11 protein-coding genes and 1 pseudogene are annotated in these 14,527 nt (G+C 62.3%); 6 read left to right on the top strand and 6 right to left on the bottom strand.

The features are described from left to right. Positions 1-190: 190 nt before the first annotated feature. A complete protein-coding gene (locus QD280_RS03955; RefSeq protein WP_279838404.1) occupies positions 191-718 on the top strand; it encodes a hypothetical protein in 528 nt (175 codons plus the stop codon). A gap of 81 nt (positions 719-799) precedes the next feature. Beyond that, a complete protein-coding gene (locus tag QD280_RS03950; RefSeq protein ID WP_279838403.1) occupies positions 800-1,471 on the top strand; it encodes an RluA family pseudouridine synthase in 672 nt (223 codons plus the stop codon). 151 nt (positions 1,472-1,622) lie between these two features. Here the strand turns inward: QD280_RS03950 and QD280_RS03945 are convergent, their stop codons facing one another. From QD280_RS03945 to QD280_RS03930, 4 genes are all read right to left on the bottom strand, one after another. Then, positions 1,623-2,543 (bottom strand): glycine betaine ABC transporter substrate-binding protein, encoded by a 921-nt coding sequence (locus tag QD280_RS03945; protein ID WP_279838402.1) that lies wholly within the window; start codon positions 2,541-2,543, stop codon positions 1,623-1,625. Positions 2,544-2,708: 165 nt separating this feature from the next. Next, positions 2,709-3,566, bottom strand: coding sequence for a proline/glycine betaine ABC transporter permease (locus tag QD280_RS03940; protein WP_043333557.1), 858 nt, complete (start codon positions 3,564-3,566; stop codon positions 2,709-2,711). Then, complete coding sequence (locus tag QD280_RS03935; RefSeq protein ID WP_043333554.1) at positions 3,563-4,771, bottom strand: glycine betaine/L-proline ABC transporter ATP-binding protein; 1,209 nt, start codon at positions 4,769-4,771, stop codon at positions 3,563-3,565. Before QD280_RS03935 ends, QD280_RS03940 begins: the two co-directional genes overlap by 4 nt. Before the next feature lie 438 nt (positions 4,772-5,209). Then, positions 5,210-8,299 (bottom strand): bifunctional acetate--CoA ligase family protein/GNAT family N-acetyltransferase, encoded by a 3,090-nt coding sequence (locus QD280_RS03930; protein WP_279838400.1) that lies wholly within the window; start codon positions 8,297-8,299, stop codon positions 5,210-5,212. Positions 8,300-8,500: 201 nt separating this feature from the next. Here QD280_RS03930 and QD280_RS03925 point away from each other — a divergent pair. After that, a pseudogene (locus QD280_RS03925) lies at positions 8,501-9,427 on the top strand (histone deacetylase family protein); the annotation flags it as partial. 576 nt (positions 9,428-10,003) lie between these two features. Beyond that, complete coding sequence (locus tag QD280_RS03920; RefSeq protein ID WP_043333550.1) at positions 10,004-10,642, top strand: XRE family transcriptional regulator; 639 nt, start codon at positions 10,004-10,006, stop codon at positions 10,640-10,642. A gap of 287 nt (positions 10,643-10,929) precedes the next feature. Here QD280_RS03920 and QD280_RS03915 read toward each other — a convergent pair whose 3' ends face one another. Further along, positions 10,930-11,979: a helix-turn-helix transcriptional regulator gene (locus QD280_RS03915; RefSeq protein WP_279838399.1), complete on the bottom strand. Its 1,050-nt coding sequence runs from the start codon at positions 11,977-11,979 to the stop codon at positions 10,930-10,932. Beyond that, positions 11,979-12,914 (bottom strand): formate dehydrogenase accessory sulfurtransferase FdhD, encoded by a 936-nt coding sequence (locus QD280_RS03910; RefSeq protein WP_279838790.1) that lies wholly within the window; start codon positions 12,912-12,914, stop codon positions 11,979-11,981. The genes QD280_RS03915 and QD280_RS03910 overlap by 1 nt, the downstream gene beginning before the upstream one ends. A gap of 208 nt (positions 12,915-13,122) precedes the next feature. On the opposite strand from QD280_RS03910, the gene QD280_RS03905 reads away from it, so the two are divergent. Continuing rightward, the gene (locus QD280_RS03905) at positions 13,123-13,680 is read left to right on the top strand and encodes a DUF3305 domain-containing protein (RefSeq protein ID WP_216060593.1); all 558 of its coding nucleotides are present in this window, start codon (positions 13,123-13,125) and stop codon (positions 13,678-13,680) included. Then, positions 13,677-14,474: a DUF3306 domain-containing protein gene (locus QD280_RS03900; RefSeq protein ID WP_279838398.1), complete on the top strand. Its 798-nt coding sequence runs from the start codon at positions 13,677-13,679 to the stop codon at positions 14,472-14,474. The genes QD280_RS03905 and QD280_RS03900 overlap by 4 nt, the downstream gene beginning before the upstream one ends. Positions 14,475-14,527: the final 53 nt, after the last annotated feature.

Genomic DNA, 14,527 nt, shown 5'->3' with positions numbered 1-14,527 from the left:
GACAAATTACTAACAACACAGCATTGGCCGGCCCTTTGATATCAAATACCCAGCTTCCGCGGCTTGCCCTCGCCGGGCACAAACCGGACAATGGCCGCCCTTTCGGCCTCTCGAACGCCAGTCAGCCTGCGCCCTTCATAGCGCACCCGACATGGCCTGCGATGCCAGACACGCTCAGATTGGAGGCTTCATGGCCTGGGATGACAGCGGCACCCCCAAGGTGGCACGTCAGACACTGGTAGACCGTCTGCTGGCCGGTTATATGCCGTCCGACAGTCATGGCATCTCGCTGGTCGATCACGCCGTGGTCGGCAATGTGCTGTATACCGTGCTGGAGCACCCTCACGGCCATACCTTCATTCGCCAGCACCTGATGCAGGCCCCCAAGAATGGGGATCCCAGCCGCTGGGAGTACCATATCCGTGACGAGGGCACGCCAGACATTCCGCTGCAATGCCCGGAAGAGCTGCTCGAACAGTCGACAGCGCCCGGTGAGATTGCCGCCCAGTGGCGCGCCGACACCCGCGCGGCGCGTGATGCTGCCGCAGCACGCAAGCGCAAGATCAAGAAGCTCAAGAAGGGTGAGCTGCTGACCGCCCTGGATGGCAGCCAGGTGATCTTCGTGCGCGCCTTTACCGCCAGCCTCTTCATCGGTCGTGCGCCAGAGGATGGTGAGGACGATGAGTACGAGTATCACTGGCAGGATATCGCGCTTTAGACCGCGCCAGCGCTTGCCTCACTTGCCGTTTCGCCCACTTGCCGTTTCGCCCCGCCCCCTTGACGTCACTGACGAGCCCTTATGCAGCCACAAGCCGACCCGTTCATCGTTCCCGTCTGCCACGAAACCTACGCGGTGCTGTACGCCGACGATGACATCCTGCTGATCCACAAGCCCAGTGGCCTGCTCAGCCTTTCCGGCAAGCATCCGCTCAATCTGGATTCGCTGCATCATCGCCTGGTCAAGGAATACCCCAGCGCCAAGCTGCTGCATCGGCTGGATTTCGGCACCTCCGGCATCATGCTGGTCGCGCTCAACAAGCCGGCCAACGGCAACCTGACGCGCCAGTTTCAGGACCGCAACATCGGCAAGTCCTACACCGCGATCCTGCATGGCCATCTTGAGGAGGACAGCGGGCGCATCTCGCTGCCCATCGCCAAGGACGTCGACCAGTTCCCTCTGCAGAAGATCTGCCACGAGACCGGCAAGATCGCCATCAGCGATTTCCGCGTCATCGAACGCCTGGAGAATCCGGCGCGCACGCGAGTCGAGTTCACGCCGGTGTCAGGCCGCACGCATCAATTGCGCATCCATAGTCAGCAGATCGGCCACCCGATCCTGGGCTGCGATCTCTATGCGACGGATGAGGCCTTCTTCATGGCCGAGCGCCTGATGCTGCATGCCGAGATGATCAGCTTCGATCACCCGGTGAGCGGTGAGCGCATGGAAGTGCGCAGTCCCTGTCCATTCTAAGCCAGTCCTCTCTGAGCCCGCCCGTTCTGATCAAGTCTGTGCTCGCCGAGTGTGAGCAACGCGTCATTTGCAGGCACACAACGAAACGCCCCCACAGGAGACCCTGTGGGGGCGTTTCGTCATTCATGACTCATAAGTCATGCGCCAGGCATCACTCAGCCGCGGCCGGCAGCCATTCCTTGACGATATCCTGATGGCTTTCCACCCACGCCTTGGCGGTTTCGTAGGGGTCAGCGTCGTCTTCCTGGTTGTTGAGCATCACTTCGCCCATGTCAGCCGGGGTCCAGGCGAAGTTGTCGAGAATCGCGTAGACCTCCGGCATGTCTTCCTCGAGTCCCTTGCGCGCCAGGGTGTGAATCTCCTCGGCGCCGCCGTAGACGCCCTTCGGGTCATCCAGGTACTTGAGGTCCCAGCGGGCGAACATCCAATGCGGCGTCCAGCCGGTGACGACGATCTCACGCTCACCCTTGATCGCATTGCCCAGCGCGGCGGTCATGGTCGCGCCGCTGCCGGTGGTCAGATCGATGTCCTCAAGAGCGTAATCCTCAAGCACCTGCTCGGTCAGACGCGTCAGACCTGCGCCCGGCTCGATGCCGACGATGCGCTCATCGATATCCTGGGCGTGGGTCTTGATGTCGTCGATGGTCTCGAGCTTGCTATAGGACGGCACGACCAGCCCCAGCTTGGTGCCTTCGAGATTGACGCCCAGGTCGTCGACCTTGTCGGCGATCTTGGCCATGTAGTCTTCGTGGGTGGTGGGGAGCCACGCACCGACCATGCCATCGGCATCGCCGAAGGCGACCGCCTGGAACATCGCCGCCGCAGACAGCGCCTTGAGTTCGACGTTGTAGCCCTGTGATTCGAGCACCGCTTTGACCACATTGGTGGAGGCGACTTCAGAGGACCATTCAACGTAGGCCAGCGTCACATCGCCCTTGTCACCGGCGGCATACACGGCGCTTGCCCCGGCCAGTGAGGAGGACATGACAGCGCCGAGCAACAATGCCTTGGTGGCGGCATTCATCTTCGCGGTGACGTTCAAGGTAGTGCGGGAGGCATCTTGCTTGTTCATCATTTTCCCCTTTATTCGAATTTACTCATTGTTTATCGAAGCACGTCTGTCGAAAAACGCGTGTCGACGGCCAAACGTTGAGTCGGGTATGGAAGTGCTCGAGGCGGCCTCCGCATGGGCCAGGCAATACAGCCAGGCAATACACGGAGGCCGCTGGTGAATCCCTTATGAACGGGGCTTCTTTTCCTTGCTGAAGGTCTGGGTCAGGCGGTCGAGCAGCATGGCCAGGATGACCACCGCGATGCCCGCTTCGAAACCATCTCCCGGACGCAGGCGCTGGATGGCTTTCCAGACCTCATTCCCCAGGCCATCGGCGCCGATCATGGCCGCGATCACCACCATCGACAGTGCCAGCATGATGGTCTGGTTGATGCCGGCCATCACGGTGGGAAGGGAAAGCGGCAGTTGCAGCTTGAAGAGCTTCTGGCTGCGGGTGGCCCCGAAGGCATCGGCCGCTTCGATCAGGTCATTGGGCACCTGACGAATGCCCAGCGTTGTGAAGCGAATCGCCGGTGGCATCGAGAAGATCACGGTGGCGAAGATGGCGGAGACCGAGCCGATGCCGAAGAAGGGAATCGCCGGAATCAGGTAGACGAAGGCCGGCATCGTCTGCATGAAATCCAGCACCGGCATGATGACCTTGTAGAAGCGGTCCGAGAGTGCCGCCAGTATCCCCAGCGGTACCGCGATGACCACGGCGACCAGGGTGGCGATCACCACCAGGGTCAGCGATTCGATCATCGGGTCCCACAGATCCAGGTTCCAGATCAGCCCCAGCCCCAGTACGGAGCCGATGGCCAGGCGCGTGCCGGCCAGCCGCCAGCACAGCAGCGTCACCAGAGCGATCAGCGCCCACTCGGGCAGCCACATCAGCGCATCGTTCAGGACGTCGATGCCGGTCTCGGTGAACTTGGAGATGCCGCGCGTGATGCTGGAGTAGTTGGTCGTCAGGTAATCAAGCCCCGTCTCGATCCAGTCACCCAGTTCTATCTTCGGGATGGTAAAACCGGTTGCGTCGCTCATGCGTGTGCCTCCCCTGCTTCCGCCAGTTCCGCGAGTACGGACCCTTTGATCACCACGCCCAACAGGCGGGATTGCTCATCGACCACCGCCAGCGGATGGTGATGACCGGCAAACATCGCGAACAGGTTGTGCAGCGGTTCTTCCGGCGAGACCTGACAGCAATCGGAGTGGATGATGCTCGAGAGATCGGTGAGATTCTCGCGCACGGCACGTTCGGTATCCTCGGCGGTGATGATCCCGAGTACCGTGCGATCGCGGCGCACCACGAACAGGCTATCGAGGCCGTTGTCGCCCATCTTGCGCAGCGCCGTACGCGGGCCATCATCATCGCGTGCGGTGGCCCGCACATCGGTCATCGCCGAGCGGGCAGTGAGGATGCGTGACATGTCGACGCCTTCGACGAAGCGCGCCACATAATCATTGGCCGGGGAAGTGAGGATGCTTTCGGGGGAGCCGATCTGCACGATCTCGCCATCCTTGAGCAGGATGATGCGGTCGCCGATGGAGAGGGCTTCATCAAGGTCGTGGGTGATGAAGATGGTGGTCTTCTTCATCTTGTGCTGCAGCGCCAGCAATTCCTGCTGCATGTCCTTGCGGATCAGGGGATCAAGCGCCGAGAAGGCCTCATCCATCAACAGCACCGTGGAATCGTTGGCCAGCGCTCGCGCCAGGCCGACACGCTGTTGCATGCCGCCGGAGAGCTGGCTGGGGTAGGCATCTTCCCAGCCATCAAGGCCGACCTGCTTGAGCGCATCGCGACCGCGCTGATAACAGACTTCCTTCTCCTCGCCACGCACCTCAAGCCCGAACTCGGCATTCTGCTGCACGGTGCGGTGCGGGAAGAGCGCGAAATTCTGGAACACCATCGAGAAATGCTTGCGACGACAGCGCAGCAGTGACTTGTCATCCAGCTTGGCGACATCATCGCCGTCGATGAGGATCTCGCCCTCCGTCGGCTCGATCAACCGATTAAGGCAGCGGATCAGGGTCGATTTCCCGGAGCCGGACAGCCCCATGATGACCAGCAACTCGCCTTCCATCACATCGAAATCCACGTTGGAAAGCCCCAACGTCTGGCCAGTCTTCTCGAGAATCTCGGGGCGTTTCATGCCCTCATCACGCAATTTGAGCGCCTTGTCGGGCTGATTGCCGAACACCTTGCTCAGATTGCGCACTCGAATCTTCACGTCGCGAGTGTCAGTCATTGGCTTTCCTGTCGTCAGCGGGCAGGAAATATCCACGGACTCTGTCAATTACGCACTCAATCCGGCAGGGAGAATGGCTCGCCCTGCCGCTGACATCGCGCAATCTGGCCGCAAGCATCGCTTGCCGACCTGCTGACAGAATACTGTGTCATCCCCTGCGCCATTATCCATAAAGGATTCTTATATTTGTAATTACAATACAGTTTTATTGATAAGCGCTCAAACAAGAACAGACGTTTATACGACCAAGGTGGTATGCCCTTGACGCCTCTTGCTGATATCTCCCTGAATCACGACATTGCATGTTGTTATTGGTCTATTGCTCTCCCTCCCCGGACGCATTGCGTGTTGCCGAGAACCGCCTGGCAAGCTCGCGCACGCGCCCTTGAACAACCCCCGCACACGCCTATCAACAGGCCCTTGCACCATCAAGGCGCATCAGGCCTTGGCTTCCAGCCTCAGGCGCTGCCAATCACTGACTGGCTCGTTGAGACGGATGCTGGCATCGATGACCTGCTCCTCCATGTTGTAGCGACACGTGAAGCCAAGGTGCTTCATCAAGGCGCGCATCGGGTGGTTGTCGATCATGATCTTGCCGACCATCTCCAGCGTGCCCAGCGAGCGGCAATAGCGCAGCATCTTCTCCATCAGCAGACTGCCGATACCCTCGCCTTGCATGTCATCCCGGATGATGACGGAGAATTCGGTGCGAATGTTGTCCGGGTCATTCCATACCCGCACCACCCCCAGCATCTCGCGCTGCGGCGACTCACCTGGCTGGGCTTCCACTTCACGCTCGGCGATGAAGGCCATCTGGCGGTCGTAATTGATCTGGGCGAGCAACGCGAGGTCTCGCTGCGTCAGCGCCGCCTTGTGGTGGAAGTAGCGGAAACGAATGCTCTCCTCGGATAGCCGCGCATGGAAGGCCGTGATCAAGGGCGCATCCTCGCCGCGTATCGGGCGAACCTCGACGTGCATGCCATTGTCCAGCGACACCCATTCTCGCAGCTCTTCTGGATACGGCATGATCGCGAAACGGGCCGGTTTGCCGAGATCCAGCGCGAAATCCACTGCCACGGCCTCCTCGCGATTGAGCAACAACGGATTGATTTCCAACCCTCTTATGTCAGGCAAGTCCGATGCCAACTGTGAAAGCTTGATCAACAGCGTGCTGACGCGCTCGAAATCGCGCTCCGGGTCCGGCGAGTGCTCGGCGATCAGGCGGGAGGCATGGCTGCGCGAGATCAGCTCACGCGCCAGGGTCATGTTGAGAGGTGGCAAGGCCACTTGGCGGTCCGCCAGCACATTGACCTTGTAACCGCCGATGCCGAACACGATCACCGGGCCGAATTCGTCATCGCGCGTGATGCCTGCGCTCAACTGCAGCGAGTGTTTGCCACGCTGCATCGGCTGCAGGCAGAACTCATGAATGCGTGTGCGCTCGTGGTCACTGCGGCCGCGCTCGGCATCGCCCTCCGCCACCTTCTGGGTGATGCGGCGGATCGCCAGCGCGATATCCTCCGGACCGGAAAGGTCCTGCACCACGCCGGAAGACAGACGCTGTGGGTAGCGGCGATAGCGGAACGGCTGGCTGTTGTGTTCATGCACCACGCGCAGCGCGTAGGGGCCCTGCCGAGAAGGCTTGTCGTCATCCGTGGCAGAACGCTGCAGCTCGACGATGGCACGCGCGCCTTCGGCGGCGTCGAGCACATAGCGGCTAGGCGCGGTCGCGATGCCGTAGGTATCGAGCACCTGCGCCGTCTCCGAGTGAGTCAACCATTCACGCCCCGCACGCCGCGCGCTGTGCACCAGGTCATGGGCGCGGGCGCGGATCTCGGCGCTGGTCGAGAAGGCGAGGCTCGGCGGCGTCTGCTGCAACAGTGTCTGCACACGGTGGTAATCGACCATCTGCAGGAAGGCCTTGACGCCCTTCTCCGGCGACAGATAGGTAGGAATGCCGGCCAGATGGCATTCATGGCGGGCCGACAGTGCCTGCTCGAGCCCCATCCAGCTGGTCAGCAGGTTGCGCCGGAATTGCTTGCGATGTGCCACCAAGGCTTCAGCGGTCGCCCGTGAGGGAGCAAGGCGTGTCGGCGCATGCACGACCAGCACGGCGTCCACGCCACGGTCATTGGCCACGATATTGACCGCGGCCAGGAAGTCTTCCGGCATGGCATTGCCGCCCAGATCCACCGGATTGCGCCCCGGCAGGCTGACGTCCAGCTCGGCCTTGAGCAGCGCCTGGCGGCTCTCCTCGCTCAGCTCAGCCAGCTTGCCGCCGCCCGCCATCAGCTTGTCGATGGCCAGCAAGGCCGGGCCCAACCCATTGGAGACGATCGCCAGCCGATCACCGCGCAACGGCTTCATGCGATTGAGCGTCTCCAGCGCATCGAACATGTCTTCGCTGTCATTGACGCGCACCACCCCGGCACGCGCGAGGGCAACATCGACGATCCGGTCGCGATTGGGCACCCCACGTGTGACATGTGTGCCGAACAGGTCGGCTTCTGGGGTACGGCCACTCTTGATCGCCAGTACCAGCCGATTGCGGGACGCCTCGCGCAGCGCGGTCATGAAGTGCATCGGGTCGTGAATGCGCTCCAGGTGCAACAGCAAGGCCTGCGACGGCCCGTACTGGTTCAGATAGTCGATCAGATCGGGCAGCATCACATCGACGCTATCGCCCAGGGTCACCAGATGCGAGAAGCCGATGCCGCGCCCCGCCGCCCAGTCGATCATCGCATTGCCCAGCATCCCCGACTGGCCGAGATAGGCGACCTTGCCCTTGGCGACAGGTTGCCCGCTGAAGGAGGCGTTCAGGTGACGGTTGGGCACGCAGATGCCCATGCATTCCGGTCCGAGCAGGCGAATCCCACTGCCTCGGGCGGCCTTGAGCAACCGACTGTTGAGGCTTTCCTGGTCACGGTGGATACGCGGGACTTCGACACCCGGCTCTCGTGCCTGTGAGGCATCCAGCACGTCGTCCGTGCTGTCGGCGATCCGCGGGTAGCGCTCGGCGCTCGACGCGGCAGGCCCGCCGGCCTCATCCAAAGGCGACGAGTCGGTGACGGAGGGATCGGGGCCTGGCTTGCCCGTAGTGGACCTGTGAATGCCCGGCAGACGCGGGGCAGAGAAGTTCAGCCCGTCGCGGCGTGACAGCATCTCAAGCCCCTTGCCGGTGACGCGGGCCAGCGAGCTGACCGGCGTCGGCGCGACACCTCCCGAAATCAGCAGCGCCGCCTTGACGCCGCGCCGGCCCAGCTTCTCGACCACACGCGGCAAGGTATCCGGCGGTGAGCACAGAATGGCCAGGTCCGGCACCTGCTCCAGCTCACTGACCCGCTTGACGCACGCCACGCCATGCACCGTCTCATATCCCTTGGGGTTGACCACCGTCAGGGCGCCCTTGAAGCCCCCTTCAAGCAGATTGCGCAGTACCTGCCCGCCCAGTGAATGCGGCTTTTCCGAGGCGCCGATCACCACGATACTGGCGGGCTCGAAGAAATTGCGCAGAAATCGCGTTCCCATAGGCTTGTCCTGTAAGCGGTTGCGCCTCGTCAGCGCGATATGAGCAGCATGCCGCGAAAGCGCAGGTCTGAACAGCCATCCTCGCGCCCTTCATGCGTGAAACAAGGTAGACCATCGGCGACTGGCTCATGCCATTGACGACTCTTACTGTTACGTCATGGTGCAGACCATTATGACCCGCACACTCACGCAGGCATGCCGATGATCACCTCCTACATATCCCATCGCGACTGCGGTCAGCATTTCATGGGCCCCACCCATCCCGAGAGCCCACTGCGTCTGCAGGCCATCGAACGTCAGCTGGCGCTGAGCGGCGTGATTCAGCATGTCCAGCAATACAGTGCGCGAGCGGCAACGCTTGAGCAGCTGGCGCGCGTGCACCCCATGCGCCACCTGCAGTCGCTGGAGAAATGTCCGCCCCAGGCCGGGCAGCTGTTGACCATCAACGAAGACACCGTGATGTGTGCCGATAGCCTGGTCGCGGCGCGACTGGCCGCCGGCGCCGTGGTACGCGGGGTCGACCAGGTGATGCGCGATCAGGCCGACAACGTCTTCTGCGCCGTGCGCCCACCGGGCCACCATGCCGAACGCGCCGATGCGATGGGTTTCTGCTTCTACAACAACGTGGCGGTGGGCGCCCTGCACGCCCGCCAGCATTACGGCGTGAAGCGCATCGCGATCCTCGATTTCGATGTGCACCAGGGCAACGGCACCGTCGATATCTTCAAGCATGATCCCGATACCCTGGTGTGCTCCTCCTTTCAGGACGCCATGTACCCGTGGCGCTACCTGGAGAGCCGCTGGGAGCACATCCACAACACGCCCCTGAGCGAAGGCAGCGGCTCACTGGCCTTCCGGCGCGCCATTGAAGCCCAATGGCTGAAGAAGCTTGATGACTTCAAGCCGGAGTTGATTTTGATCTCGGCAGGATTTGACGCGCATCGTGAAGACCCGATGGCGGAACTGTGCCTGGAAGATGACGACTATTACTGGGTCACCCTGCTGGCGATGGATGTCGCGCGGCGTCACTGCCACGGGCGTATCGTCTCCGTGCTGGAGGGCGGGTATTGCTTGGAGGCGCTGGGGCGCAGCACCGAGGCGCATCTCAAGGCGCTGGCGGGCTTGCCGATGCAGGATGGCCTCGAGGCGCGTGCCGGCAGCCAGCACCCTTCAGGCCAGCTCGCATCAGGCCAGCTCCCTTCAGAGCCACCCACGTCAGAGCGACCCACGTCAGAGCGACCCGAGTCAAAGAAACCCGAGCCAGATCAGCTCGATCCCGCGCCTCCCACCGTGGATGCCCTCACACCCCGCTCCGTCTCTGGCACGCCAGACGGCGTCCAGCCGCCGCTTGCCAAGCCCGCCGAGGATGAGCGTGATCACCCGCTGTTCTAGCGTCTGGCTGCTCTAGTGCCCGGCTGTTCTAGCGCTGGGCATCCCCCGCACCGGTGGCCGCCCCCTGGCGCGCACCACACCTCACGACAGGTTTCCCGCAGCCAGGAAACCTGTCAATGCATCATGGGAGCACCAGCGAGCCTTCGGTGTCGCGGACAGCCATGTTGGCTACGTGTCGGGATGATGCGCACTTGCCATGCTGTGATAAGCTGGCGATAAAGTTTCCGATAGTAAACTTTATCGCCAGCTGACAGCGCTGCGACTCCCGATGTCGTGCGCCGCCAATATCACGCCCATAGCGAAGCCACTCTCATGAGCACACCGACAGACAAGGACGCCGCCGTCCGGATCGCCTCCGGTCGCAAACCCTTCGTTGAGCCCCTGAAGCTTGGCGAACGCGTGAAGCAGATCCGCCTCTCCCATCATTGGACGCTGGAAGATGTCAGCCAGCGCACGGGGCTGGCACGCTCGACATTGTCCAAGATCGAGAACGAGCAGATCTCGCCGACCTTTACGGCGGTCCAGAAGCTGATTCATGGTCTGAACATCGACCTGCCGCAGCTGCTGAGCCCGCCCAAGCGCCAGAGTGGCACTCTCGGGCGTCGCGACCTGACGCGCGTCGGTGATGGCAAGTCACACCCGACACCGACCTACGAGCACGAGCTGCTGTCCTGGCAGCTGGCGCAGAAACGCATGATTCCCTTCAAGACTCGCGTGCGCGCGCGCAGCTTCGATGACTTCCCCGACTGGGTGCGTCACGACGGCGAGGAGTTCCTGATGGTCTTGGCGGGCAGCATTCTGCTCTATTCGGAATTCTATGAACCCTTGCCGCTGGGCGATGGCGACAGCATCTATTTCGACTCCGACATGGGTCATGCCCTGGTTTCTACCAGCGAAGAAGATGCCATCGTGCTGTCGGTGTGCACTCGCAATGATTCGGATCCGAGCTGAGCTGATTTGAAGTGAGCTGGGCTGTGTTGAAGTGAAATAAGCCAAGTAACGCGCTGGCAAGAAGCTAAACCGGAAAGACAGCCTTAACGCGAGCGCCACCTGGCCGGTCCATTCGAAACAATGACTTGCTTTACCATGCTCGCCGTCAGCCCGAAATAAAAAAATCGCCCACTAGCCATGCGCTAATGGGCGATTTTTTTGGATGTCGCACTTATGGCTTCTGCCGAGTCCTGACCACCAGCACTCGCTGGGCGTTCAGTTTATCGAGCGTCTCGATACCGAGCGCCTCAATCGTGCTGTGCGGCATCGCCGCGCCAGATCAACTGACCGCATTCGCGCAGATCATAGCCGCCGAGGGATTGCGCCAGCTGAATGCCATTTGGTGTGGCCAGATAGTCCAGCAATCCCTGGAAGAGATCGCGAAAGTAGACATTGCGCGGTACCACCAGGTCGAAGGCCTCTTCACAGACCGGCACGAAGCCGAGGCCGAACTCATTGGCGGCCGACAGCGTGCCGGGGCCGACGTCCACCTCGCCCCGCGCCACCATCGAGGCCACTTCCCGCTCGGAATAGGCGATCGCCAGGGTGTTGAGCTGCTCGGCACGCATCTGATGCCCGGACAGCCACTCCTGCAAGAAGCGCTGCGAACCTGCCCCCTCCTGTCGCACCGCCCACCGCCGCTGCGAACCGAACAGGCCGCTGGGGTCAATGGACAGATGACGATCATCATTGCGGATGATCAACCCCTGGGTACGACGCGCAAGCCGCACCATCACCCACTGACGATAGCCATCGTGGCCGCGAATCAGCGCCGGATGACGCAGCGCCGCCTCCTCCGCGCGCCCCCAGTGAATGGCGCAGACGTCAGCCCGCCCCTGGCTGAGCAGATCAAGCCCCAGACGCGTACCGGTGACGCTCATGCCATAGAAGGCGCTACCGGCATGCTGCTGATTGAGGCGCATGGAGAGCGCGGCCAGCAGCGGGTCATCACTGCCGGTGATCATCAGGCGATCCGCCAGTACACCATGATGGCTGGACTCGAGAATCCATTGCTCCACCAGGCGCCGCGGAAATAACCACTTGCCGGTCACCTTGGTCGCCGGCATGGTGCCGTCACTGGCCAGCTGATAGATCTTCTTCTCGTTGAGATGCAGCAGACGCGCGACTTCCTGCACCGTCAAGAAGGGGTTGTCGTGGGGGACCGGAGCCTGCCGGCCGGTGGCCGCATTCAGAGCCTCGCCTGAGGACTCAGTGACAGGGCCGCCTGAAGGTGCGCCGAGTTCGGAGGAAAAGCCCTGTGAGGGTATGACGCCCAGTGGCGAAGAAAGACGACTCATCACTGCGCCCCCTTGTCATGTCCAGCTGTGCCGTCTGCTGAAGATGGCTTGCCTGACGCGTCATGGCGCGATGACTTGAGAGCGTCACCTGCACGCAGCGGCGGGATGGCATCCAGCACCAGCCGCCCGGCAGGGTCCACCGCCTGGAAGTGGCGCCCCTTGGCGCGCGCGATCAACAACACGCCAAAGCGTTCCGCCAGCTCCACCCCCTTCTGCGTGACACCTGAGCGTGAGACCAGCACCGAGATCCCCGCCTGAGCCACTTTCAGCACCATCTCGGAAGTCAGACGACCGGTGGTGTAGAAGATATTGGCCCCCTGATAATCACTGGCATCATCACTCAGAGGCGCCAACCAGCTCAGCCCCGCCAGCGTATCGACGGCGTTGTGGCGGCCGACATCCTCGATGAACGCCAGCACTTCATCATCCCGACACAGGGCGCAACCGTGCACCGCACCGGCCTTGCGATAGGTCGCGTTGTGCGCCGCCAGCGCCTCCAGCAAGCGATACAACAAGGCTTGGCTGAAGGGGCCTGCGTCCAGCGCAGCCAGTGATTGGCGCTCCAGCAGATTGCCGAATACCGTGCCCTGCCCACAGCCGGTGGTCACGGTGCGCTTGCCGAGGCGCTGCTCGATATCCTCAGGCAGATGACGCGTCACCACCGAGGCGCTCTCGACCTCCCAGTCCACCTGCAGCGCTTCGAGGTCCTCAAGCTCACCCAGCAAGCCCTGATTGCGCAGATAACCCGCCACCAGTGCCTCAGGTTCGGCACCCAGGGTCATCAAGGTGACGATCTCGCGCCGATTGAGATAGATAGTCAGCGAGCGCTCGGCAGCTATGGACTGCTGATGGCGCTCACCGCGCTCATCCATGACTTCGATCTCCAGCGTGGTGGGTAGTGTGGCGCGACTGATCGCTGGCCGTGCAGAGGGCATCATGAACTCGGGTCTCCCTGATCGAGCCGGTTGGAATGGCAATTCTTGCGCTGAATCGCCGTAGAGTACCAGTCCGATGGCAGAGCTGTCCCCGCACTGACTGACGGTGACCCTGATATCGCACGCGCCGGCATGTATCTTGCACAATAGCACCATCGCAGCATTCTTTTCAGACCCGCTTGCGGGTACAGCAGTGAACAAGGAAGCCATGTCTGAATCCATCCCTCCCCGTAGTGACGACACCCGCTGGTTGAGCGTCACCCTGGCACCCACCACGCAGAAGCTGGGGCGCTTCAGCATCGACACCTGGCGGATTGCCGACCTCTCGCCCTCTGCAACGCCAGAGACGGAATCGCACGTAGCAGAGCCTGCCGCCGCTGATGAAGTAGCGCATCGCCGCATCCTGCCGCTGCAGCTTCACCTCACCGAGCGCACCGATTACCGCTACAACCTGCGCTGCGAGCAGCCGCGTCTGTTCGTCCAATGCGATGAGCGCGAAGCCGATGGCATGCAGCCTCGCGTGGTGACGGCCTGTCAGGAGGTAGCATCGCATTGGATGGATGGCGACCAGCTGGTACTGGATGTGCCGATGCCCCCGGCCTTGATGGTGTGGCTGGAAGCCTACCTCGCGCGTCACGGCGAACGACTCGACGAAGGCAAGAAGAAGAAACGCAAGGGCGCCGGGCGCGCCAGTCAGGCAGAGCAGCACGCCGCGACGCCCAACAAGGCGCATCAGCCCGGTGATGGTACGGAAAGCACGTCATGAGCCAGCACGACGATAACGCAAGCAGGGCCAATGAAGGCCTGTTCTCGCGCTGGTCACGCCGCAAGCAAGGCGACAGCAGCCGTGAAGACCAACTGGCACAGCCGGACAGCACCGAGGAAACCAGAGGCGACAGCCTCCCGCCCTCGCAGGTGGGAGTCATCTCTGACAACAGCGCTGACACCCCTGCAGCGCGCGGCTCGCAGCACGAAGCCCTGGGCGGCGATAGCCCATCCTCGGCAGCAGAGCAGGCAGCAGAACAGGCAGCAGAACAGGCAACCGCCGAGAGCGATCAGCAGGCACCGGGCGCTGACAATGCTGAAGTGCCCGTCATCGAGCTGCCAGACCCCGACACCCTGACCCCAGACGCCGACATCAGCGCCTTCATGCAGAGCGGCGTGGACCCGGCGCTACGCCAGCGTGCGCTGCGACGCATCTTCATGGGGGGCGAGCATTCGGTGCGCGATGGGCTGGATGACTACGACCAGGACTTCTCCCAGATGCGCCCGCTCGCCGAAGGTGTCGCCGACACGCTGCGCAGCTGGACCCGCAAGGTCGAAGAAGGCCTGGATAAGCTCGATGAGGCAAGCGAGACACCCCAGGCGGATACGACGCTGGAGACAGACGACCAGATCGCTGAGCAGGCGCCTGACGGTGAGGCGCCAGTGGACGAGTCACACGCGACGCCCAGCGACGAGATAGTCGAGTCGCCTGACCCGCAAGTGATACCAGCAGAAGACTCGCGCGAGCCAGCTCCCACGTCAGATGATGACAGCGGCGTCCGCCACAAGCCATGACCCGGGACTGGCCCCACAAACACCTCCAGCGCCAGAGCTGAGCGCGTCAGGGC

The organism is Cobetia sp. 1AS1, from assembly GCF_029846435.1.
Lineage (GTDB): Bacteria > Pseudomonadota > Gammaproteobacteria > Pseudomonadales > Halomonadaceae > Cobetia > Cobetia amphilecti.
This window is presented reverse-complemented; position numbering and strand designations above follow the sequence as displayed.